This is a genomic window from Roseateles sp. Mitsp63, assembly GCF_059491535.1.
In genome coordinates, this window is the sequence record NZ_CP168509.1 from 512,089 (window position 1) to 532,101 (window position 20,013).

The 20,013-nt window shown below is 70.3% G+C and carries 18 protein-coding genes and 1 riboswitch; of the genes, 8 read left to right on the top strand and 10 right to left on the bottom strand.

From position 1 onward, the window contains the following. Window positions 1-34 precede the first annotated feature (34 nt). Window positions 35-457: a thioredoxin family protein gene (locus ACEN96_RS02250; protein ID WP_495586427.1), complete on the bottom strand. Its 423-nt coding sequence runs from the start codon at window positions 455-457 to the stop codon at window positions 35-37. Window positions 458-665: 208 nt separating this feature from the next. Here ACEN96_RS02250 and ACEN96_RS02255 point away from each other — a divergent pair, with 208 nt between their 5' ends. Continuing rightward, complete coding sequence (locus ACEN96_RS02255) at window positions 666-830, top strand: hypothetical protein (protein ID WP_343635034.1); 165 nt, start codon at window positions 666-668, stop codon at window positions 828-830. Between the two features lie 54 nt (window positions 831-884). Here ACEN96_RS02255 and ACEN96_RS02260 read toward each other — a convergent pair whose 3' ends face one another. From ACEN96_RS02260 to ACEN96_RS02275, 4 genes are all read right to left on the bottom strand, one after another. Beyond that, a complete protein-coding gene (locus ACEN96_RS02260; protein ID WP_495586428.1) occupies window positions 885-3,218 on the bottom strand; it encodes a DEAD/DEAH box helicase in 2,334 nt (777 codons plus the stop codon). A gap of 45 nt (window positions 3,219-3,263) precedes the next feature. Next, window positions 3,264-4,439, bottom strand: a complete 1,176-nt coding sequence (locus tag ACEN96_RS02265) for a hypothetical protein (protein WP_495586429.1) — start codon at window positions 4,437-4,439, stop codon at window positions 3,264-3,266. Window positions 4,440-4,510: 71 nt separating this feature from the next. Continuing rightward, the gene (locus ACEN96_RS02270; RefSeq protein ID WP_495586430.1) at window positions 4,511-5,014 is read right to left on the bottom strand and encodes a hypothetical protein; all 504 of its coding nucleotides are present in this window, start codon (window positions 5,012-5,014) and stop codon (window positions 4,511-4,513) included. Beyond that, window positions 5,011-5,796, bottom strand: a complete 786-nt coding sequence (locus tag ACEN96_RS02275; protein ID WP_495586431.1) for an RNA polymerase sigma factor — start codon at window positions 5,794-5,796, stop codon at window positions 5,011-5,013. The genes ACEN96_RS02270 and ACEN96_RS02275 overlap by 4 nt, the downstream gene beginning before the upstream one ends. A 470-nt stretch (window positions 5,797-6,266) precedes the next feature. On the opposite strand from ACEN96_RS02275, the gene ACEN96_RS02280 reads away from it, so the two are divergent. Next, window positions 6,267-7,028 carry a sulfite exporter TauE/SafE family protein gene (locus ACEN96_RS02280; protein WP_495586432.1) on the top strand — a complete coding sequence of 254 codons (762 nt, stop codon included), beginning with the start codon at window positions 6,267-6,269 and terminating at the stop codon, window positions 7,026-7,028. A 168-nt stretch (window positions 7,029-7,196) separates the two neighbouring features. Next, window positions 7,197-8,015 (top strand): HDOD domain-containing protein, encoded by an 819-nt coding sequence (locus ACEN96_RS02285; protein WP_495586433.1) that lies wholly within the window; start codon window positions 7,197-7,199, stop codon window positions 8,013-8,015. Window positions 8,016-8,024: 9 nt separating this feature from the next. Here ACEN96_RS02285 and ACEN96_RS02290 read toward each other — a convergent pair whose 3' ends face one another. Then, complete coding sequence (locus tag ACEN96_RS02290; protein WP_495586434.1) at window positions 8,025-9,323, bottom strand: GGDEF domain-containing protein; 1,299 nt, start codon at window positions 9,321-9,323, stop codon at window positions 8,025-8,027. Between the two features lie 241 nt (window positions 9,324-9,564). Continuing rightward, a riboswitch (FMN riboswitch) is annotated at window positions 9,565-9,737 on the top strand. A 105-nt stretch (window positions 9,738-9,842) separates the two neighbouring features. On the opposite strand from ACEN96_RS02290, the gene ACEN96_RS02295 reads away from it, so the two are divergent. Continuing rightward, window positions 9,843-10,343: a 6,7-dimethyl-8-ribityllumazine synthase gene (locus ACEN96_RS02295; protein WP_495586435.1), complete on the top strand. Its 501-nt coding sequence runs from the start codon at window positions 9,843-9,845 to the stop codon at window positions 10,341-10,343. Window positions 10,344-10,457: 114 nt separating this feature from the next. Here ACEN96_RS02295 and ACEN96_RS02300 read toward each other — a convergent pair whose 3' ends face one another. From ACEN96_RS02300 to ACEN96_RS02310, 3 genes are read right to left on the bottom strand one after another with little or no spacing between them, the layout of a single operon-like run. Beyond that, window positions 10,458-11,390: a pseudouridine synthase gene (locus ACEN96_RS02300; RefSeq protein WP_495586436.1), complete on the bottom strand. Its 933-nt coding sequence runs from the start codon at window positions 11,388-11,390 to the stop codon at window positions 10,458-10,460. 8 nt (window positions 11,391-11,398) lie between these two features. Continuing rightward, the gene (locus ACEN96_RS02305) at window positions 11,399-12,310 is read right to left on the bottom strand and encodes a TIGR02285 family protein (RefSeq protein WP_495586437.1); all 912 of its coding nucleotides are present in this window, start codon (window positions 12,308-12,310) and stop codon (window positions 11,399-11,401) included. Beyond that, window positions 12,292-13,593, bottom strand: coding sequence for a UDP-N-acetylglucosamine 1-carboxyvinyltransferase (locus tag ACEN96_RS02310; RefSeq protein WP_495586438.1), 1,302 nt, complete (start codon window positions 13,591-13,593; stop codon window positions 12,292-12,294). The genes ACEN96_RS02305 and ACEN96_RS02310 overlap by 19 nt, the downstream gene beginning before the upstream one ends. A gap of 220 nt (window positions 13,594-13,813) precedes the next feature. Here ACEN96_RS02310 and ACEN96_RS02315 point away from each other — a divergent pair, with 220 nt between their 5' ends. Then, the gene (locus ACEN96_RS02315) at window positions 13,814-14,884 is read left to right on the top strand and encodes an RDD family protein (protein ID WP_495586439.1); all 1,071 of its coding nucleotides are present in this window, start codon (window positions 13,814-13,816) and stop codon (window positions 14,882-14,884) included. A gap of 15 nt (window positions 14,885-14,899) precedes the next feature. On the opposite strand, the gene trhO is transcribed toward ACEN96_RS02315, so the two are convergent. After that, entirely contained in the window at window positions 14,900-15,721 is an 822-nt protein-coding gene (gene trhO, locus ACEN96_RS02320; RefSeq protein ID WP_495586440.1) for an oxygen-dependent tRNA uridine(34) hydroxylase TrhO, read from the bottom strand. A 156-nt stretch (window positions 15,722-15,877) separates the two neighbouring features. Here trhO and asd point away from each other — a divergent pair, with 156 nt between their 5' ends. From asd to ACEN96_RS02335, 3 genes are all read left to right on the top strand, one after another. Next, entirely contained in the window at window positions 15,878-16,726 is an 849-nt protein-coding gene (gene asd, locus ACEN96_RS02325) for an archaetidylserine decarboxylase (protein WP_495586441.1), read from the top strand. A 109-nt stretch (window positions 16,727-16,835) separates the two neighbouring features. Then, complete coding sequence (locus ACEN96_RS02330; protein ID WP_495586442.1) at window positions 16,836-18,149, top strand: tryptophan--tRNA ligase; 1,314 nt, start codon at window positions 16,836-16,838, stop codon at window positions 18,147-18,149. 153 nt (window positions 18,150-18,302) lie between these two features. After that, window positions 18,303-20,006, top strand: coding sequence for an AMP-binding protein (locus ACEN96_RS02335; RefSeq protein WP_495586443.1), 1,704 nt, complete (start codon window positions 18,303-18,305; stop codon window positions 20,004-20,006). The last annotated feature ends 7 nt before the right edge of the window (window positions 20,007-20,013 follow it).

A 20,013-nucleotide genomic window follows, 5' to 3' on the forward strand; every position in this document is an offset into this window, starting at 1 on the left:
ACGCGCCGTCAAGGGCAGCGGTGACCGGGGCGGCTCAGCAGGACTGTCGCAGACGCGACAACAACGCCTGAGCCGCTGCGGTGGTGCCGGCCGGCGCGGTCGGGCTCGCCGCGGACATCGCGGGGTTTTCCTCGGCGGCCTGGATCAGGCGCTGCGCGGCGGCCGGGCCCGGCAGCACCGGGCCGACGAAGCACAGCCGCTCGCCGCGGCCGATGAGGAGCGTCGGGAAGGTCTCGACCTCGAGGTCGTCCACCAGTTCCGAGTCGTCCTCGATGTCCACCCACAGGAAACGCCCCTCGGGATGGGATTGGCGCAGCACCGCGAAGTCATCGCGGTAGGTGTCGCAAGTCCGGCACCAGGCGGCGCACAGGCAGGCGACCAGGAGGTCCGAGGAGCCCGCCGCCGCGGGGGCCGGCTCGCTCGGCGAGGGGAAGGTGGCGGGCGGGGGGGCGGACATGGAGGCGGAGCTTAGCTGACCTGGATCGGCCGCGACGCTGTTCGCAACACGTCCAACGCACCATGTTGGTGCTGCATGCGTGACGATGGCGCGACCTTTGTTCAGATTTGTGAGGAGGCTGTCAACGCGGCGCCAACGGCCTGCGTTAGCTGGCACAAAGCGGTCATCCCCCGCTTCACGCCCCTGACAGGCCAGAAGGTCCCCGACCATGATGAAGTTCCAAACCCGTACCGAATCCCAGCCGCGCCGCCTCCCGATGCCGGAGATGGCGAATCACGACAAGGGCCGCAAGCACGAGGCTTTCGAAGTCGCCAGCCTGGGCTGCGACCGCCGCAGCGTCGCCCGCGCGCTGCGCTTCGACCGCAAGCGCTGATTGGCGACACGGGGCCGCCCCCTCCCGGGGCCGGTCCCGCCGCCACGGCAGCCGTCAGTCCTCGTCGTCCTCCGAGGACTGCAGCGGCGCCAGCAGCCGCTCGATCTCCGCGGCGCTGAATTTCTCCAGACGCTCCCCGCCGTCCCGGCCCAGCAGGCCATCGGCCAGCGCCCGTTTGCGGGCCTGCAGTTCGAGCATCCGTTCCTCGATCGAGCCTTCGATGGCCAACTGGTGCACGAACACCGGCCGGGTCTGGCCGATCCGATGCGCCCGCGCGTGGGCCTGGGCGTCGACCGCCGGGTTCCACCACGGATCGACCTGGATCACGGTGTCGGCGGCCGTCAACGTCAGGCCGACGCCCCCCGCCTTCAGGCTGACCAGCATCAACGGGGCCTCCCCCGCCTGGAAGCGCCGGACCACCTCCCCCCGCCGTCCTTCGGGTGTCTCGCCGGTGAGCTTCATCAGCGGAACCTTGGCCTGCGTCATCGCCTCCTCGATCAGGTCCAGCATGCCGGTGAACTGGGAGAACACCAGGATCGTCCGCCCCTGGGCGATCAGCTCCGGCACCTTTTCCCGGATCCACTCGAGCTTGGCGGCCTCCATGCCGGCCGGGACGTCGACCCCCGGCACCAGCCGCGGGTCGCAACAGACCTGGCGCAGCTTGAGCATCGCGTCCAGCACCGACATCAGGCCGGAACCGAAGATCTCCGACTCCTTCAGCAGGCGGCGCACCAGGTGGTCGGCGCCGATGCGGACGCTTTCATACAGCTGACGCTGCCGGCCCTGAAGGGGGATGCGTTGCGTCAGGACCGTCATCGGGGGCAGGTCCTTGGCGACCTCCTCCTTCAACCGGCGCAGGATGAAGGGCCGGACCCGCATCGCCAGTTCGCGGGCGCGGCGGGCATCGCCGGCCTGCTCGATCGGCTTGCGCCAATGCCGTGCGAATGAACGTGATTCGCCCAGGTAGCCCGGCATCAGGAAATCGAACTGCGTCCAGAGTTCCCCCAGGTGGTTCTCCAGCGGCGTGCCGGTGAGCACGAACCGCTGGTCCGCCTGGAACCGCCGCAAGGCCCGCGCGGCGCGCGAGCGGGGGTTCTTCACGGCCTGGGCCTCGTCGAGCACGAGCACCGAGAACCTGGTCTTGGCCAGCGTGCGCGTCTCTCGCCACGCGAGACCGTAGCTGCACAGCAAGAGGTCGATCTCGCCGAGGCGCTTGAGCACGTCGGCCCGCTCGGAGGGATCGGACAGGGCCGCCACCCGCAGTCCGGGCGCGACGCGCGCCGCTTCGTTCGTCCAGTTGAAGATCAGCGAGGTCGGCGCCACCACGAGCGCGGGCGCGGTGAGCCGCCCCGCCTGCTTCTCCACCCATAGATGCGCCAGCGCCTGCGCGGTCTTGCCCAGGCCCATGTCGTCGGCCAGGATGCCGCCCAGCTGTTGGCGAGCGAGGTACTGCAGCCAGGCGACGCCCTGCAACTGATAGGGCCGCAGAACGATACCCAGGCCCTGTGGCGGCTCGAATGCCGGGGGCGGACCGGCATCGCGCAGGCGCTCCCACATCGTCCGCAACTCGTCGGCGCCATAGACCTGCCAACGGCTGTCTGGCATGTCGAGCGCCGCCAGCCGCGCGGCTTCCCAGGAGGTCAGCTTCACCGGGCCGCGGCGCGAGCGCTGGGCGACCAGCACGTCCAGCAGATTGAGCATCAAGCGCTTCAACGGGGCTGCCGTCGAGTGCAGGCGGCGGCCGCCGGGGGCCTTGAGGCTGACGATGGCGTCGTCGTCAATGTTGGAGATCGCGTCGGCATAGAGCCAGCGGCGATCCTTGCGCAACAGGTCCCAGATCATCGGCGCGAGGTCCACGCGCTGCCCCTGCACCGTGACGCCCAGGCTCAGCATCCACGAGCCCTTGCGGCGCGACAGCCCCAGCGTCGGCAGGCGGTCGCCCTGACCGGGCGCGATCGCCGCCTGCACGTCGTAGGGCGTGTCGTCCTCGGGCTGGATCTCCAGCGACCAGGCGTCGATGGCCACGCTGTGGTGCGCGAATCCGGGCAGGACCTCGATCTCCCAGCCGAGCTTGCGCAGCCGCGGCACCTCGTCGGCGGCAAAGTCGGCGAACAGATCCTCCTGCTCCAGGGTCCAGCATGGCGTCAGGCCGCGGCCGAAGGCGGCGTCCCGCCATTGCATCATCTCGGCGTCCACCGGGTGCACCGGCAAGGCCTGCCACTGCTCGAGCGCCGCCGGCGAGGCCGGCCAGCGTTCGAGGCGCAGCAGCGAGACGCGGTCGCCCCGCGGCCCCAGCTTCCCGTGCGGCCGCATGCCCAGCAGGCCGTCACCGCGCGTCAGTGTCTGCAGGATCAGCTTGGGTGGCGGAGAAGAGGGCGGCGCGCTCATGGGCGGTCATTGTCGTCGCCCGCCACGGGCGGCGATCCGGTCCGCTCAACCTTCCTTGCTCTCCTTGACGTCCTTGTCCTCCTTCGGCCCGCGCGGCTTGGGCAGGCCGGTCTTGGCGAAATCCGCCGGCACGCGCATCAGCGCGGCGTCCGGCTCGGCCCGCCGGATGTTGCGCAACTGATAGTTCTGCTCGCCACTGCGGGGATCCTTGTTCTGGACGCTCACGGTGACCTTCAGGTCCGGCGAGGTCCAGACCTCGCGCGACACGATGATCGGTCTCTCGTTGCCGATCTTGCCGGCGGGAATCGTCGCGGTCGTGCGCGATCCGGTGACCTTCAGTCCGTCGATCTCACGGGCCGGCAGGGCTTCGTTCTGGGCGCGTTCGCCGGGAACCGAGAGCGGATCCATGCGCATCGCCACCGCCGCGGGGATCGGCGGCATCGGGGCCATGTCGCCGACCGGCGCTTCGACGCGGATCACACGCACGCTCTGACCGGCGTCGCCCGGCGCGATCACCACGGCGGTCGGCGCCTGGGGTGCGGCGGGTGGCGCTGGAGGCTTGGGAGTTTCCACCTTGGGCGCCAGCTCACCGCCATTGAAGGCCTCCTTCACGCGCTCGCCATGCTCGCGCGCCCATTCGCGCATCTTGCTGGCGTACTCGCGGACGCGGCCGTTGTACTCGCGCATCTTCTCGTTGTAGTCCCGCATGCGCTCGCCGTACTCGCGCTGGGCCTCGGCGCCAGCGCGGCCGCCGCCGAGAAAGCGCGCGGACTTGCGCTCGGGATCGAGCAGCCAGTTCTCGCCGCTCACCGGGTCGCGGAGATAGACGAGCCGCCGGCCTTGGCGCTCCACTTCCTGCCGGGTGCGCCCTTCGCCGTCACGGCACATCTGCCCGCTCTGCTGGTGAACGATACGGTTGCCGTCGGCCAGCGGCTGGACGGTTTCGTGCACCGCCTGTGCGCAGTAGGGGGCGCCCTTGACCACCCGCTCCGACATCAGCAGCTGGGTGGCGACGCCGGAGTCCGCGATCAACGCCGAGATGTCGGGAACCGGCGGCGTGGGTGGTACCGGCGGAACGAACGAGGGCGGCGCGGGCGGCACCGGCTGCGGCGCGGGCCTGGGTTGCGGCGCCGGCCGCACGTCCGGATCCGGCGAGGCGGGTTGGGCCTGGACCGCGGCGGCGGCCAGCGCCAAGGCGAGGGCAGTGAGAGTGGTCTTCATGGCGGTCTCCAGGGAAGAAGCGGAACGCGAGGCCAAGGGTCGGGTGGGGCGAGACAGAGGGACGGCGTCGATCACGGCATCACCCGCATCGCGAGCACGTCGCCGGACGCATGCACGAGCAGTTCCGCTCGCACCGGCGCGGCCGCGTCGGCGGGGTCATAGGGCAGGCCGAGCAGCGCCAGCCGTTCGCGTGAGACCTCGGCCGGCACCAGCCACGCGGTGCCCGCGCCCGCCTTCTCATAGGCGGCCCAGCGATCGGCCGACACCAGCACGATGAATCCGCTGCCGGCGTTGCCGAGCACGGTCGCGCCGGATTCGCCCGGAGGCGCCGACCCCAGCAACCACACGCAGGCGACCAGCACCGAGGCGCAAAGCGCCGGACCCGCGAGCGCCCAGCGCCAGCGGGTCGAGGAGCGGCCGCGCCGCGCCGCGGCGAATTGCTGTCTCATCGCGGTCAGCACCGCGTCGTCGCGCTCCGGCGACGGCGCGCGCTGCCGCAGGTCCTGGGCCACGGCCCACAGCCAATCGGCCAGGCTCGCGGGGCGGGGAGGGGAAGCGTCGGAGGTCTTCATCATGCGGACTTCGATGAACGTTCAAGGGCGGCGCTGGCGGGTACGGGCGTTTGCTCACCGTCCCGCAGCGAGGCCAGCAGGCGGGCGCGGCCGCGATGCAGCCGCGTGCGCAAGGTGTTGAGTTCGATGCCGGCGATGCGGGCCGCTTCGGCGTAGGCCCGTTCCTGCAGGTCGACCAGCACCACCGCTTCTCGGAAAGTCCAGGGCAGCGCCTGCAGCGCCGCCCACACACGGGCTTGATCCTGCGCGCGGATGAGTTGCTGCTCGGGGGCGTCGGCGTGCTCGCCGTGGAGGCCGTCGCCGGAGTCGTCGTCCTCATGCGCGACCGGCAGATCGCGCCAACGCGCCAGCAGATGATGGCGCGCCATGCCGGCCAGATAGGCCCCGAGCGCGCCCCGGCCGGCATCCCAGCCCTCCGGCCGTCCGGCGAACTGGACGAAGGCCTCCTGCATCGCATCCGCCGCCCAGTCGGGCTGACCGCACAGGGCCAGCGCGTACCGGTAGACACCGGGCGATTCGCGGCGGTACAGCGGTTCCAGCGCGGCCGCGTCGCCATCGCGCAGGCGCCGGACCAGCGCCTCGCTGGCAGCGGCTGCCTCGGCGGGCGATCCGGCTTCGCTTCCGGGCGCGGCGGAGGGCACGGAGCGCGAGCGGTCGCGGCCGGCCAGTCGGTTCCAGAAGCTCATGGCGCGATCGATGGAGTCGTGGGGCGCAGCATGACCGTATTGCCCGGGCAGCTCCGAAAGTTCCCGCGCCGCATCGAAGAATTTCTCCAGCCGCTTCAAGCGGCGATCCCCCGGCCACTGATCCTCCCCCTTGTTTCAGGGGTATGACACCTCCACGCCACACCGGGCGATCCGCGCCCCGGGCCCGGAACAGTGCGGCGTGCGATGTGCGCAAATCGTTTTCGACGGGGCCAAATCGCGCAAGTGAGGGCCGGCTAACCGATCCATGTTGGTGCATGCGCCGGGTGAAAACCCCAAGTGCGTGCATGGGGACCGGGTCCTAGCATCCCCCCACTCGACGCGACGCTCATCCCGCTCCGGTCCCAAGCCGGCGAAATGGGGGTTGCCTACGGGGGCTGAGGAGACAAACAGATCAAACCAACACCAACGAATCGCAGTGACACTGTCACAATTCGCGGGCACCTGAATCAGGTGCCCGTTTTGTTTTGGTGGCCCCGATCGATGAGCTCCCCGCGAGCATGCGCGGCCCGTGTCCGCGGCCTGGATGCCGCTCCTGCGAGTCGTTGCTGATGATCGAGTTGTTGACCGCGGCCGTGGCGTCGCTGCTGGCCGGGTTCGTGGATGCCGTCGTCGGCGGCGGCGGGTTGATCCTGGTGCCGGCGCTGTTCAGCGTCTATCCGAACGCGGCGCCGGCCACCCTTTTCGGCACCAACAAGGGGGCCGCCATCTGGGGGACAGCCTGGGCCACCCATCAGTACGCCAAGCGCGTGACCCTGCCCTGGCTCGCCCTGATGCCGGCCGCCGCTGCGGCGCTGGCCGGCAGTTTCGCCGGCGCCTGGGCCGTCACGCAGGTGGACCCGGGCGGCCTGCGCAAGGCCCTGCCGGCGATCCTGCTGGGCGTGCTGCTCTACACGCTGGCGAAAAAGGACCTGGGCCGCCATCACGCGCCGCGCCACGAAACCACGACCCAGACGCTGATCGCCAGCGGGATCGGCCTGACCATCGGCTTCTACGACGGCTTCTTCGGTCCCGGCACCGGCAGCTTCTTCGTCTTCCTCTTCGTGCGGCTGCTGGGTTTCGATTTCCTGCACGCCTCGGCCACCGCCAAGCTGCTGAACACCGCGACCAACTTCGCCGCGCTGATGCTGTTCGCGGCCAAGGGCCATGTGTGGTGGCACGTGGCGGCGGTGATGGCGGTGGCGAACGTGGCCGGCAGCCTGGTCGGAACCCGCATGGCGCTGGCCAAGGGCGCCGGCTTCGTGCGCGGCATGTTCGTCGCCGTGGTGTCGCTGCTCATCCTGAAGACGGGGTACGACGCCTTCCTTCGCTGACACGGCGCTGATCGGCCGCACCCCTGCGAGGGGGCCGCCGCGGCGTCCAGCGCCCCCCGGGCACGCCAAACGCCCCCGGAACATCTCGTCACCCGCTGTCCGCCAAAGGCGGGATGCCGGGGCATCACCGCCCGGGCTACCATCCGGCAAACTCAACCGCTGCTCACCATGCCTGTCGATCCTCAACTGCGTGCGCTGGATATCGAGATCCCCACCCAGCCCGAAGTGCTGGTCAAGCTTTCGCTGCTGATGGCGGACGAGGACATCGACCTGCAAGCCGTCTCCGCGCTGGTGGAGACCGACATGGCACTCGCCGCCGCCGTGCTGAAGGCGGTCAACTCGTCGCTGTACGGCCTGCGCGGCCGGGTGCAGACGGTGCACCAGGCGCTGACCTACCTGGGCATGCGCGAGGTCGCCGCGATCACCTTCGAGATGGGCCTGCGCGCCGCCTTCCCCCCCGCCGTGGAACTGGAGCCGGTCTGGTCACGCGCCGCCAAGCGCGGCCTGCTCATGGGCCGCATGGGACAGATGCTGGGCGTGGACCCGTGGGCCTCCCATTCGGCGGGCCTGTTCGAGGAATGCGGCAAGGCCGTGCTTTACCGCCATGCGCCCGGCCACTATCCGGCGATGCTGCGTGCCGCGGGCAGCGACAAGGAACTGGTCCAGCTCGAGCACACCGCCTTCGGCGTCAGCCACGACGCGCTCGGCGCCGCGCTGTGCGAGAGCTGGGGCCTGGCGCCCGCGGCCGTCGCGAGCGTCAGATTCCATGTGCAGGTTCAGCACGACCTCCAGATGCCGGAGGCGATGCAGCGCCGCGGGGTTGGCGCGATTTCGCTGGTGGCCTGGACGCTGATGAACAAGCCGGAAGCGGTGGACGAGACCGTGATGGCCATCGCACCGCAGGCGCAGCTCGACGAAACGCTGATGCTGCGTGCCGCCCGCCGCGTCGAGGAGCAGCTGCAGCAGGCCGAATCGCGCGGCCGCTGAGCGCCGCGCTCAGGACGCGAGGCAGAGCCGGTCGCGTCCCATGTGCTTGGCCAGATAGAGCGCTTCGTCCGAGGCCTGCATCAAGGCCTGGGCGCTCAGGTAGGGATGACCGGGCTGCGTGGCCGCCAGACCGGCGCTGATCGTGACGATCCCCTCGCCTGAAGCGCGATCCGGCAGCGCGCCGTGCGGCACCGCGAAGGCGCGCCAGGCGTCGTTCAGCGCCTCCATCAAGCCTTGCGCCGACTCGGCATCGAAGCCGGGCAGCAGCACCGCGAATTCCTCGCCGCCCAGCCGCGCGACCATGTCCGTATCCCGCTGGAAATGCTCGGCCAGCAGCCGGGCGAGCCGGCGCAGCACCTCGTCACCCGCGGCGCGCCCGTGGCGCTGGTTGAACGGCTTCAGATGGTCCAGGTCGAGGATCGCCAGCGCCAGCCGCCCCTGATCCCGCTGGGCCCGCTTGAACTCGCGGCGCAGCGCGGCGTCGAACTCCCTCCGGTTGGCGATGCCCGTCAAGGCGTCGTGGCGCTCCATCGAGGCGAGCTCACGCCGCTTCGCGTCCAGCGAGCGCTCCGCCTGCTGCAACGCCCGATGCTGGCGGGCGACCTCCTCACGCAATTCACGGCCGCGCGACTGCTCGCGATGCAGCTCGTCGCCGAGCGACGTGCGGACATGATCAAGCGCCTGTTCCAGCTGCAGCAGTTCCCGCGGCCGCGGTTCGTCGTCGTCGAGCCAGGTCGGGATGCGCGGCGGCAGGGTCGGGTCGAAACGGCTCGCCTGCTCCGACAGGCGCCGCATCTGCCGCAGCAGCCAGCGGTCGAGCACCAGCGCGGCGAGCAGCCCCAGCGCCGTCGCCAGGACCAGATGGATCAGCGTCGAGCGGAGCAGCGGATCGCGGCGCAGCAGGTCGCCCATCGAGGCGGCGGTCGCCTGCACGCTCAGGTCGCCGGTGTCGGCGAGCGAGAACTCGGCGCTCTGGCCGGGTTCGCTGTCGTCGTCGGAGAGCGCGCGGAACTGCTCGCCCTCCGGCGTCCGCAGCTCGACGCGCCGCAGATGATGGTGCGTCAGGATGTGGTGCAGCAGGCCATGCAGCGCCTCGGGCTGCTGAGGCCGTTGCCGCAGGCTGTAGGCCAGCGGGCCGGCGTACAGCAGGGGGATGGCGCTCAGTTCCGCGTCAGCCTCGGCGGCACGGCGCTGCGAGGTCTCGCGCAAGTCCCAGCCGGTCGACACGGCGACCAGCAGCAGTCCCGACGCGAACAGCGCCAGCAGCGAGCGGGCGCCGACCGAGATGCGGAGGGCCTTTGAGGTCATGGGTGGATGTCGGAGGTTGCGAACGCGGTCGCGGGGAACACCATCGAATCACCTGCGGACCATTGTGCCGAGCCACGCCCGCCAGGTTCCCCGGGGAAACTCCAAGGGGACGGCGATCGCCCCCCTGATGGGGAAACACCTCCCGCCGTCGAGGGGACATGCCTTCCCCCGCCCTGCAGCGTGCACCTCGATTGCCTAGAATCGGCCCGCCCTCGCTGCATTCATCCGAATGCACCGAGGGCAGCGTTCTCAGGGCGGGGTGAAAGTCCCCACCGGCGGTATCCGGAGCACGGTCGACAGACCCGCGACCCCGGGAGCCCGCGAGCGCCCGGCACCACCCTTGTGGCGCCGGGGTCAGCAGACCTGGTGAGAGGCCAGGGCCGACGGTCACAGTCCGGATGAAAGAGATCGCGTTCATCGTCGGCCTCGCGCCGGCGCATGCGCTCGCGCACGCGCCGCCGGGCGGCCGCGCTGTGCGTGCGCGCCCTGATTCATCGTTCCACCTTGCAAAGGGTTCACATGAATCAGACCAACCCCCACTCCCCCTCCGCCACCCCCTCGGCGAAACGAACCACCCCCCGCGTGGCCATCGTCTCCGCCAGTTGGCATGCCGACCTCGTCGGCCGCTGCCGCGACGCCGCCATCCGCGGCCTCGAAACAACCGGGCCCATCCAGATCGATACCTTCGACGTGCCCGGGGCGTTTGAAATTCCACTCCACGCGATGAAGCTCGCGCAAAGCGGACAGTTCGACGCCATCCTCGCCTGCGCGCTGGTCGTCGACGGCGGCATCTACCGCCATGACTTCGTGGCCCATGCCGTCATCGACGGGCTCATGCGGGTCCAGCTCGATACCGGCGTGCCCGTGTTCTCCGCCGTGTTGACGCCGCTCGCGTTCCATGAACACACGACGCATCACGGGTTCTTCCATGAACACCTGGTGGTGAAAGGGAGCGAATTGGCGTCGGCTTGCAGGGCGACGCTCGCGGCATTGCGCAGGGTCGAGGCGTTGAGCGGCTGAAGGTAGGCCGGTCTCCGACTTCGGGAGGCCAGGCGCGGCCCATCACAGGGCATGGGGCCTCCCGTCCGGGAACCCCAAGCCCTGTTCCGGGCCCACATCCACTCGCTGCCCGCCCTACAAGGGGGGCGCGGCGTCGGCCAGCCGCAGCGAGGTCACGAACCTCCTCGGCCGGCCGGTCAACGGATCAGTGAAGGCAATCTCGCGCGCCAGCAGCTGCAGCGGGCAAGTGAAGTCCACCTCGGACTCGACCGGGTGCAGCGTCGGATAAATGCGGTCGTTCGCGATGGGCAGATTCAAGGCGCATAGCTGCGCACGCAATTGATGCTTCACGCCACTGCGCGGGCGAAGCTCATAACGCGCGCGGCCGTCCGGCATCCGCTCGATCAGCGCGATGCGCGTGAAGGCGTTCGGCTCACCCTCGACCGTGCGCATCTGCATGAAATCGATCGGATGCTCCTCGAGACGGCTCGCGTATTCGAATGGCAGGCGCTCGCCGAGATCCTCCCGCCAGGGCGCGATCGCCTCGTACACCTTCTCGACCTCCCGATCACGGAAGAGACGCTGGTAGGCGTCGCGCGTCGCCGGTTGAACCGAGAACAAGGTCAGCCCCGCCGTCTCGCGGTCCAGCCGATGGATCGGGCTCAGATCGGCCAGCCCCGTCTCGCGGCGTAGCCGCGTGAGCAGCGTCTGCTGCACGTAGCGGCCCTTCGGCGTCACCGGAAGGAAGTGCGGCTTGTCGGCCACCAGCAGATGCTCGTCCAGATGCAGGACGCGCGACGCGAACGGCACGTCCGGCTCGTCGGCCAGCCAGCGCCAGTAATAGATCCGGCGCTGCGCGCGATAGCGCGCGCCGGGGGCGAGCGCGGCGCCGGTGTCGTCGAGCACGTCGCCCCGCGCCATGCGCACGGCCCAGTCGTCACGCGGGACCAGCGGCAATCGTTCGGCGAGGAAGTCCAGCACGAGTGGCCACGGACCCGGCGGACAGGCCAGCGCGCTGGCGGCGACGCCGTCGCGCAGCGGCAGCGCGAGCTTCGGTGGGCGAGCCATGCGCGCCCCTACTCGATCTGCGCCGGACCGCGGGCGCGCTCATCAAGAAACCGGTTCAGGCGCTGCAGGTCCTCGGCATCGATCGGCGTGCCCTTGCGCCAGGCCTTGATCCAGGCGTCGCGCTGAGGATCGGCGGCGAGCTGGCGCACCGCCTGGTCCATCGCCTCGATGGCGTGGCGCCCCTCGGGCGAGCGGGTGCAGCCGGCCGTGGCGACCAGCGTGCTGCGGCCTTCGGCCAGCGGCAGCTTGGCGAGCTCCGGCGGGCCCGGATGGGTGGCGCTGAAGTCGTCGACCGCCATCGGGTACTCGAGCGTGTAGTCCATGCGCCGCGCGCGCAGCATCGGCAGCAGGTGTCCGCCGCGTCCCGCGACGATGGCACGGGGCGCGTGGGCCGGGTCCGCCGCGAGCAGTCTGTCGATGCGCGGCCCGAAGCTGCGGTCGCGCGGCAGCAGGCCGACCAGGTCGGCGCGTCGCAGCAGGTCCGCGAGCTGCAGCGGCTGGCCATTGGATTCGAAGCGCGCCAGGTCCTCGCGCCGCACGATGACGTGGATCTGGCGCGAGAGCATCGGCGGGTACAGCGTCGTGAAGTACAGCCACTGCAGGCGCTCGGGCGTGCGCACATGCAGCACGGAGCACAGGGTCTCGCCCTGCCGCGCCTGCTGCTCGAAGCGCGGCAGGCTGAGTTCGACGAACTCATGGCGGAACTGCGGCATGCGCTCGATGAGCAGGCGCAGGAAGCCGTCGACCTCGCCCTGGCCGAGATCCGCGGCGAGCTGCGGCGGCTTCCCGTCGCGATAGCTGAAATGCGGCGGCATGTCCTGCACGAGCCAGCGCAGGACGGGGCGGGCGGGCTGTGCGGCGGCCGCGCCGGCCGCCAGCAGCAACGCCGCGAGGGCTGCGGTCAGTCGCCCTCGACCCATTCCACCTTGGCGCCGAGGCGGGTGATGTTCTCGGCGAATTGCGGATGGGCGCGGCGGACCGGGGTGGCGTTGCGGATGATCGACTTGCCGGGGATGCTGGCGGCGACCATCAGCAGCGCGATCGCGACGCGGATGATGTACGGGCTCTCGACCTCGGCCGGACTGAGCGTCTTGCCGCCGAAGGTGACCATGCGGTGCGGGTCCGAGAGGAAGGCGTGCGCGCCGAACTTCGAGAGCTCGGTGGTCCAGCCCATGGCGCCGTCGTAGACCTTGTTCCAGAACATGACGCTGCCCTCGGCCTTGACGCCGAGCGCGACGAAGATGGGCAGCAGGTCCACCGGCAGGTAGGGCCAGGGCGCCGCCTCGACCTTCTGCAGGATGTTGCGGGTGAAGGGTTCCTTGACCTTGAGCCCGCCGTCGACGACCGAGCGCGACCAGCCGTCCTCGTGGACGATCTGGACGCCGAACTTGGCGAAGGTGCGGTCGATCAGCGGGAACTGCTCGGGGTGGGAATTCTTGACCCGCACGTCGCCGCCGGTGATGGCGCCCAGGGCGAGGAAGGTGACGATCTCGTGGAAGTCCTCGGCGAAGGTGAACTCGCCGCCGCCGAGTTCCTTGACGCCATGGATGGTCAGGCGCGAGGTGCCCAGGCCCTCCAGGCGCGCGCCGAGCATCTGCATGAACTGGCAGAACTCCTGGACGTGGGGTTCGCTGGCGGCGTTCATCAGCGTCGACGTGCCGTGGGCGAGCGCGGCGCAGAGGACGAAGTTCTCGGTGGTGGTGACGGAGGCGTAGTCGGTCCAGTGGTCGTTGGCCTGGAGCTGGCCGTCGACCTGGACGAGCAGGCCGTCGGCGGCGCGGTCGACCGAGGCGCCGAAGCGCTCGAAGACCTCGACGTGGGGGTCGATCTCGCGGGCGCCGAGGGTGCAGCCCTTGACGTCGTCCTCGATGCGGGCGGCGCCGAAGCGGGCCATCAGGCCGGGGACCAGCATGATGGAGGAGCGCATCTCCTCCGGAAGGTGGTCCTTGGCGGGGTCGAAGCGGGTGTCCTGGTGGTGGAGGTCGAGGACGCCGGTCTTGAAGTCCACGGCGACGCGGCTGCCGAGGTTGCGGAAGACCTCGAGGATCTTCTTGACGTCGGTGATCTCGGGCACGCCGTTGAGGCGGACGGGCTCGCGGGTGAGCAGCGTCGCGCAGAGGATGGGCAGGACGGCGTTCTTGTTGGCCGAGGGGACGATGCGGCCCTTCAGGGGCGAGCCGCCGTGGACGATGAGATTGGACATGGCCTTGCGCGAGGCGCCGGTGGATTCGGTGGACGAGCGCGAATTATCGGGGGTCGTGCGATGGCCCGGCGCTCGAACGGGACATGAGGCGAATCTTGCAATGCCGCGCGCGCGCCGGCCAGCGCGGGTGTGCTCCGGGGACGGAAGGAATCTTCCGGAGGGCGCAGCTAGGGAAGTCATGGGCGTTCAGCTCATGCCGCCCTCGCCACAATCGCGGCCCATGACCACGCCCGTCGATCCGTCCACGCCCACGCCGCCGTCATCGGTCGTGCCGCCGGAACCCGCGCCCTTCTCCACGGTGCGCAAGCTTCTCGCCAGGCATGCCCCGGCCTCGCGCCCCGCCACCGGCGAGGCCGCCGAGGACCCGCGCGACTGGATCACGCCCGAGGACCTCAACGTCGCCCCCTCCCTGCTCGGCCTGCCGCTGGCCTCGCCCTGGCAGCGCGCCAAGGCCATGGGCGTCGACGTGGCGCTGGTGACCCTGCTCTCCAACTTCGGCAACACGCCGCTGCTCGCCGGCTGCTGCTGGGTCGCCTGGCGCCGCTACAAGATGCTGCGCGCCTCGCGCGGCGAGGTCCGCAAGGAATCCGGCTGGCTCGGCTGGGCACCCGCGCTGTGCCTCGTCGCCTTCGGCCTGTACTCCAGCACCATGGAGAGCGTCGACGCGCCGACGAAGAAGGCGCGCCGCGAGGCCGTCGCCGCCGCCGCCCCCCACAAGGCGGAGCGCGAGGCGCAGGACGACGACGACGCCGACATGACCGAGGACGCCAAGGACCTGGTGAAGACCGCGGTCGCGTCCGCGGCCTCCGCCGCGAGCGCGGGCGGCTTCGATCTCGGGAAACTCGAGCAGCTCCAGCACGACCGCGACGTCGAGCGCAAGGCGCAGGTCATGCAGATCAAGGCGCTCAAGACCGAGGTCCGCAAGCTCAAGGAGGAAGCCAGGCGCACGCCGCTTGAAAAGCTCCGCCATTGGTGGGAGCTGGTGGGCCTGAACCTCGCCTGGGCCTTCGCCTATTTCGTGGCCTTCCCGCTGATCTGGCCCGGCCAGACGCCTGGCAAGCGGCTGATGGGCCTGCGCATCGTCGAGCTCACCGGCAAGCCGCTCAAGCCGATGCTGTGCGTGCGCCGCTACGGCGGCTACGCGGCGGGCGCGACCACCGGCGGCATGGGCTTCCTGCAGATCCTGTGGGACGCCAACCGCCAGGGCCTGCACGACAAGGCCGCGCACACCGCCGTCATCGACACGCGCAACCCGCGCCGGCTGCGCCTGACCGAAGACCTCACCGGCTGATCGAACCGCCGGCGGCTAGCCCGCCGGGTCCAGCCGCTTCGCCCGCGCCAGCCGCCAGGCCTCGGCCGGGTCGTCGCCGTAGACCTGCTCGGCCGTGGTCGCCGTCTCGCGCCGCCGCGTGTCGATCGCGATCCGCTTGTCGAAGACGAAGCACTCGCCGCGCCAGTCGGCGTCGGCATCCGGCATCTGCTCGAAGTAGTTGAGGATGCCGCCGTCGAGCTGGCGCACCGTCAGGCCGCGCTCGGCCATCCAGCCGGACATCTTTTCGCAGCGGATGCCGCCGGTGCAGTACATCGCCACGGTCTTGCCCTCGCGGCGCCAGGCCTCGGCATGCGCCTGCACGTAGGCGGGGAAGTCGCGGAAGTGCCGCACGCCAGGATCGACCGCGCCTTCGAAGTGGCCGAGCTCGAACTCGAAATGGTTGCGGTTGTCCAGCACCACGACGTCATCCCGCTGGATCAGCGCGCGCCATTCGCGCGGCGAGACATGCGTGTCGCGCGCGTCCGCCAGGCCCGTCACGCCGTCCAGCCCGAAGGCCACCAGCTCCGGCTTCTCATGCACCTTCAGCAAGGTGAACGGCCGCGTGGCGCAGAAGCTGCGCTTGAAATGCAGGTCGGCGAAGGGCGGCTCCGCGCGCAGCGCGGCTTCATAGGCGTCGAGCGCCTCGACGGGGCCGCCCAGCGCGCCGGTGATGCCTTCCGGCGCCAGCAGCAGGTTGCCGCCGACCCCGTTCCCCAGCGCCGCGTTGACGTCCCGCAGCCGCTGCGCCAGCGCCGAGGTCTCGTCCAGCCGGACGAACTTGTAGAACGAGCTGTGCTGATGCTCGGAGGACGACATGAGGGGGACCACTGAAGAGGGGGCCGCGCGGGCGGCGGGATGCCAGCCGCGATGGTACCGGGGGCCTTTCCCCGTCCGGGGGCAACCCGGGTACGGGACCCGTACTTGCCCGCCTAGAATCCGCCACCCTTTTTTGCGCCGCCCTGGCCCATCGCCGTGTCCGATCGACTTGCCGTCCTGCCCCAATACCTGATGCCCAAGCTGGCGCTGACGCGGCTGGCCGGCCGGCTGGCGGGGGCGGAACTCGGCGGGTTCACGACCTGGACGATCAAGCGCTTCATCGACCGCTACGGCGTGAACATGGCCGAGGCCGCCGAGTCCGATCCCGCCGCCTACGCCACCTTCAACGAGTTCTTCACCCGCGCGCTCAAGCCCGGCGCCCGTCCGCTGGCCGACGCGCCGCTGATCTGTCCGGTCGATGGCGCCATCAGCCAGTTCGGCCCGATCCGCGCGGACCAGATCTTCCAGGCCAAGGGCCACCAGTACTCGACCGCCGCGCTGCTGGGCGGCGACCAGCACCTGGCCGCGCAGTTCCGCGACGGCCACTTCGCGACGATCTACCTCAGCCCGCGCGACTACCACCGCATCCACATGCCCTGCGGCGGCCGCCTCGTGCGCATGGTCCATGTGCCGGGTGACCTGTTCTCGGTGAATCCGGTCACCGCGCGCGGCGTGCCGGGCCTGTTCGCGCGCAACGAGCGCGTGGTCTGCCTGTTCGAGGGCGAGCACGGTCCCTGGGTGCTGGTGCTGGTCGGCGCAACCATCGTCGGCTCGATGGCGACCGTCTGGCATGGCGTCGTCAATCCGCCGCGTCCGGACCGCCCGCGCACCTGGCATTACGAGAACGAGCATTTCAGCTACGAACGCGGCGCCGAGATGGGCCGCTTCCTGCTGGGCTCGACCGTCGTGCTGCTGTTCCCGAAGGACCTGCCGATGCGGTTCAACGCGCATTGGCAGCCCGGCGGCGCGGTGCGCCTGGGCGAGCCGATGGCGGCGCTGGACTGACACGCCTCCCCGCGCCTCTCCCCCCACGCCCCGCCATCGGGGGGACGCCAGCGCGGGTCCGCCTTTGCGGGACAATCGCCGTCTTGCGAAACGACGGCGACGAGCTCCCATGACCCTGCGTGTCCTGACCGGCATCACGACCACCGGCACCCTGCACCTCGGCAACTATGTCGGCGCGGTGCGCCGCGCCATCGCGGCCAGCCGCGAGCCCGGCGCCGAGAGCTTCTTCTTCATGGCCGACTACCACGCGCTGATCAAGTGCGACGAGCCGGCCCGCATCGAGGCCTCACGCCTGCAGATCGCCGCGACCTGGCTGGCCGCCGGCCTGGACACGAGCCGGGTCGTCTTCTACCGCCAGAGCGACATCCCCGAGATCCCCGAGCTCACCTGGCTGCTGACCTGCGTCACCTCCAAGGGCCAGATGAACCGCGCCCATGCGTACAAGGCCTCGGTGGACGCCAATGTCGCCGCGGGCGAGGACCCGGACGCCGGCATCACGATGGGCCTGTACAGCTATCCGATCCTGATGGCCGCGGACATCCTGATGTTCAACGCCCATCGCGTGCCGGTCGGCAAGGACCAGGCGCAGCACATCGAGATGGCGCGCGACGTCGCGCAGCGCTTCAACCACACCTTCAAGACCGAGCTGTTCGTGCTGCCCGAGGCCAGCATCGACGAGGAGATGGAGCTGCTGCCGGGCCTGGACGGCCGCAAGATGTCCAAGAGCTACGACAACGTGATCCCGCTGTTCGAAGGCGGCGCGAAGGCGCTGCGCGAGGCCATCTCCAGGATCGTCACCGACTCGCGGCTGCCCGGCGAGCCCAAGGAGGCCGAGGGCTCGCACCTGGTCCAGATCTACGACGCGTTCGCCACCCCGGCGCAGCGCCAGGCCTTCCGCGCCGCGCTGCGCGGCGGCCTGTCGTGGGGCGAGGCCAAGGACCAGCTGTTCGCGCTGATCGACGCCGAGATCGGCCCGATGCGCGAGCGCTACGACGCGCTGATGGCCAATCCCGAGAAGATCGAGGCCATCCTGATGGAAGGCGCCGCCAAGGCCCGCGCGATCGCCGCGCCGCTGCTGGCCCGCGCCCGCGAGGCCGTCGGCCTGCGCCGCTTCCAGCCGCTGGCCGCGCCGGCCGCGCAGACGGTCAAGGCGAAGTCGACGGTGCCCGCGTTCAAGCAGTACCGCGAGGCCGACGGACTCTTCTACTTCAAGCTGCTCGCCGCCGACGGCACGCTGCTGCTGCAGAGCACCGGCCTGCCGCAGGGCAAGGAAGCCGGACAGTGGGTCGCGAAGCTCAAGCGCGAAGGCGCCGCGGCGCTCGACGGCGCGCCGGTGTCCAGAGAGGTCGCCGACGATGCGCTGCTGCCGGCGCTCCAGGCGCTGGTCGCGGCGGAACTCGAAGCGGCGGCGGCCAAGGGCTGAGCCTTCGCGGCGGCCGTGTCGAAAGGAAACCCTGGTTCAGGGTGCCAAGTCGATCACGATCATCGAAGAAACCCGCTCGTTCCCGAAGGGGAGCGGGCGTAGTCTCGGGCGCTGATTCCGTCCCGTTTCAGCACCACAACAAGGAGACTTCCGATGTCCATGACCCGTCTGCCGGCCGATTCCCTGGCGTTGCAGCGCCTGTATGCCTGGGAGGTCGATGCACCGAACCGGGTCACGCTGCGCCAGCCGATGGACGGGGGCGTCGTCAAGGACTTCAGCTGGAAGCAGGTCGCCGATCAGGCGCGGCGCATGGCCGCCCACCTCAAGACGCTGGGCCTGGAGCAGGGCTGGGAACCGGGCGCCCGCGTCGCCATCCTCTCGAAAAACTGCGCCTGGTGGCTGATGAGCGACCTCGCGATCTGGATGGCCGGTTACGTCAGCGTGCCGCTGTATCCGACACTCGCTCCCGAGACCATCCACCAGATCCTCAGCCACAGCGAATCCAGGCTGCTGTTCGTCGGCAAGCTCGACGGCTGGGAAGGCATGCGGCCCGGCGTGCCGCTGGGCCTGCCCTGCATCTCCTACCCGGTCTCGCCCGAGGACGCGCAGGATGCCTACGATCACTGGGACGCGATCTGCGCCGAGACCGAGCCGCTGAAGGGCCGCCCCACCCGCGCCGCCGATGAGCTCGCCACCATCATCTACACCTCCGGCACGACGGGCGCCCCCAAGGGGGTGATGCACTCGTTCGGCAACTTCGCCTGGGCGATCGGCTCCGGCCTGAAGCGCATCCCGCTCACCGAGGAGGACCGCATGCTGTCCTACCTGCCGCTGGCGCACGTGGTGGAGCGCGCGCTCGTCGAGCACGGCTGGCTGCACACCGGCATGACGGTCTACTTCGCCGAGAGCCTGGACACCTTCGCCGCCGACCTGCAGCGCGCGCGGCCGACGGTGTTCTTCTCGGTGCCGCGGCTGTGGACCAAGTTCCAGCAGGGCGTGCAGGCCAAGCTGCCGCAGCCGCGCCTGGACCTGCTGCTGGGGCTGCCGGTCATCGGCAAGCTGGTGCGCAAGAAGATCCTCAGGGCCCTGGGCCTGAACGAGTGCAAGTTCGCCGCCGGCGGCGCCGCGCCGATGCCGGTGGCGCTGCTGAAGTGGTACCGCACGCTGGGCCTGCCGATCAACGAGGGCTACGGCATGACCGAGAACCTCGCGCTGTCGCACATCACCGTGCCGGGCCACGACCAGACCGGCAGCGTCGGTCCCGCCTACGACGGCGTGCAGGTGCGGCTGGACCCCATCACCGGCGAGCTGCAGATGAAGAGCCAGGCGCTGATGCTGGGCTACTTCAAGCAGCCCGAACTGACCGCCGAGACGATCACCGCCGACGGCTGGCTCAAGACCGGCGACAAGGCGGAGATCTCCGACAAGGGCGCGCTGGCGGGCTGCGTGCGCATCACCGGCCGGGTGAAGGACCTGTTCAAGACCAGCAAGGGCAAGTACGTGTCGCCGGCGCCGATCGAGGACCGGCTCGGCGCCCATCCCGCGATCGAGGCCTGCGTGGTGACGGGCGCGAACCTGCCGCAGCCGGTCGGCATCGCGATGCTGTCGCCCGAGGTCGCCGGGCGTGATCGCGCCGGCCTGGAGCAGGAGCTCGCCGCGCACCTGGCGAAGGTCAATGGACGGCTCGATCCGCACGAGCAGCTCGAGTGCCTGATCGTCACGGCCACGCCGTGGACCGTCGACAACGGGCTGATCACGCCGACCTTCAAGGTGCGGCGCAACCGCGTCGACGAGGTCTACGGCCCGAAGCTGGAAAACTGGATCGCGCAGCGCCGGAAAATCGTCTGGGCCGACTGAACCCCGT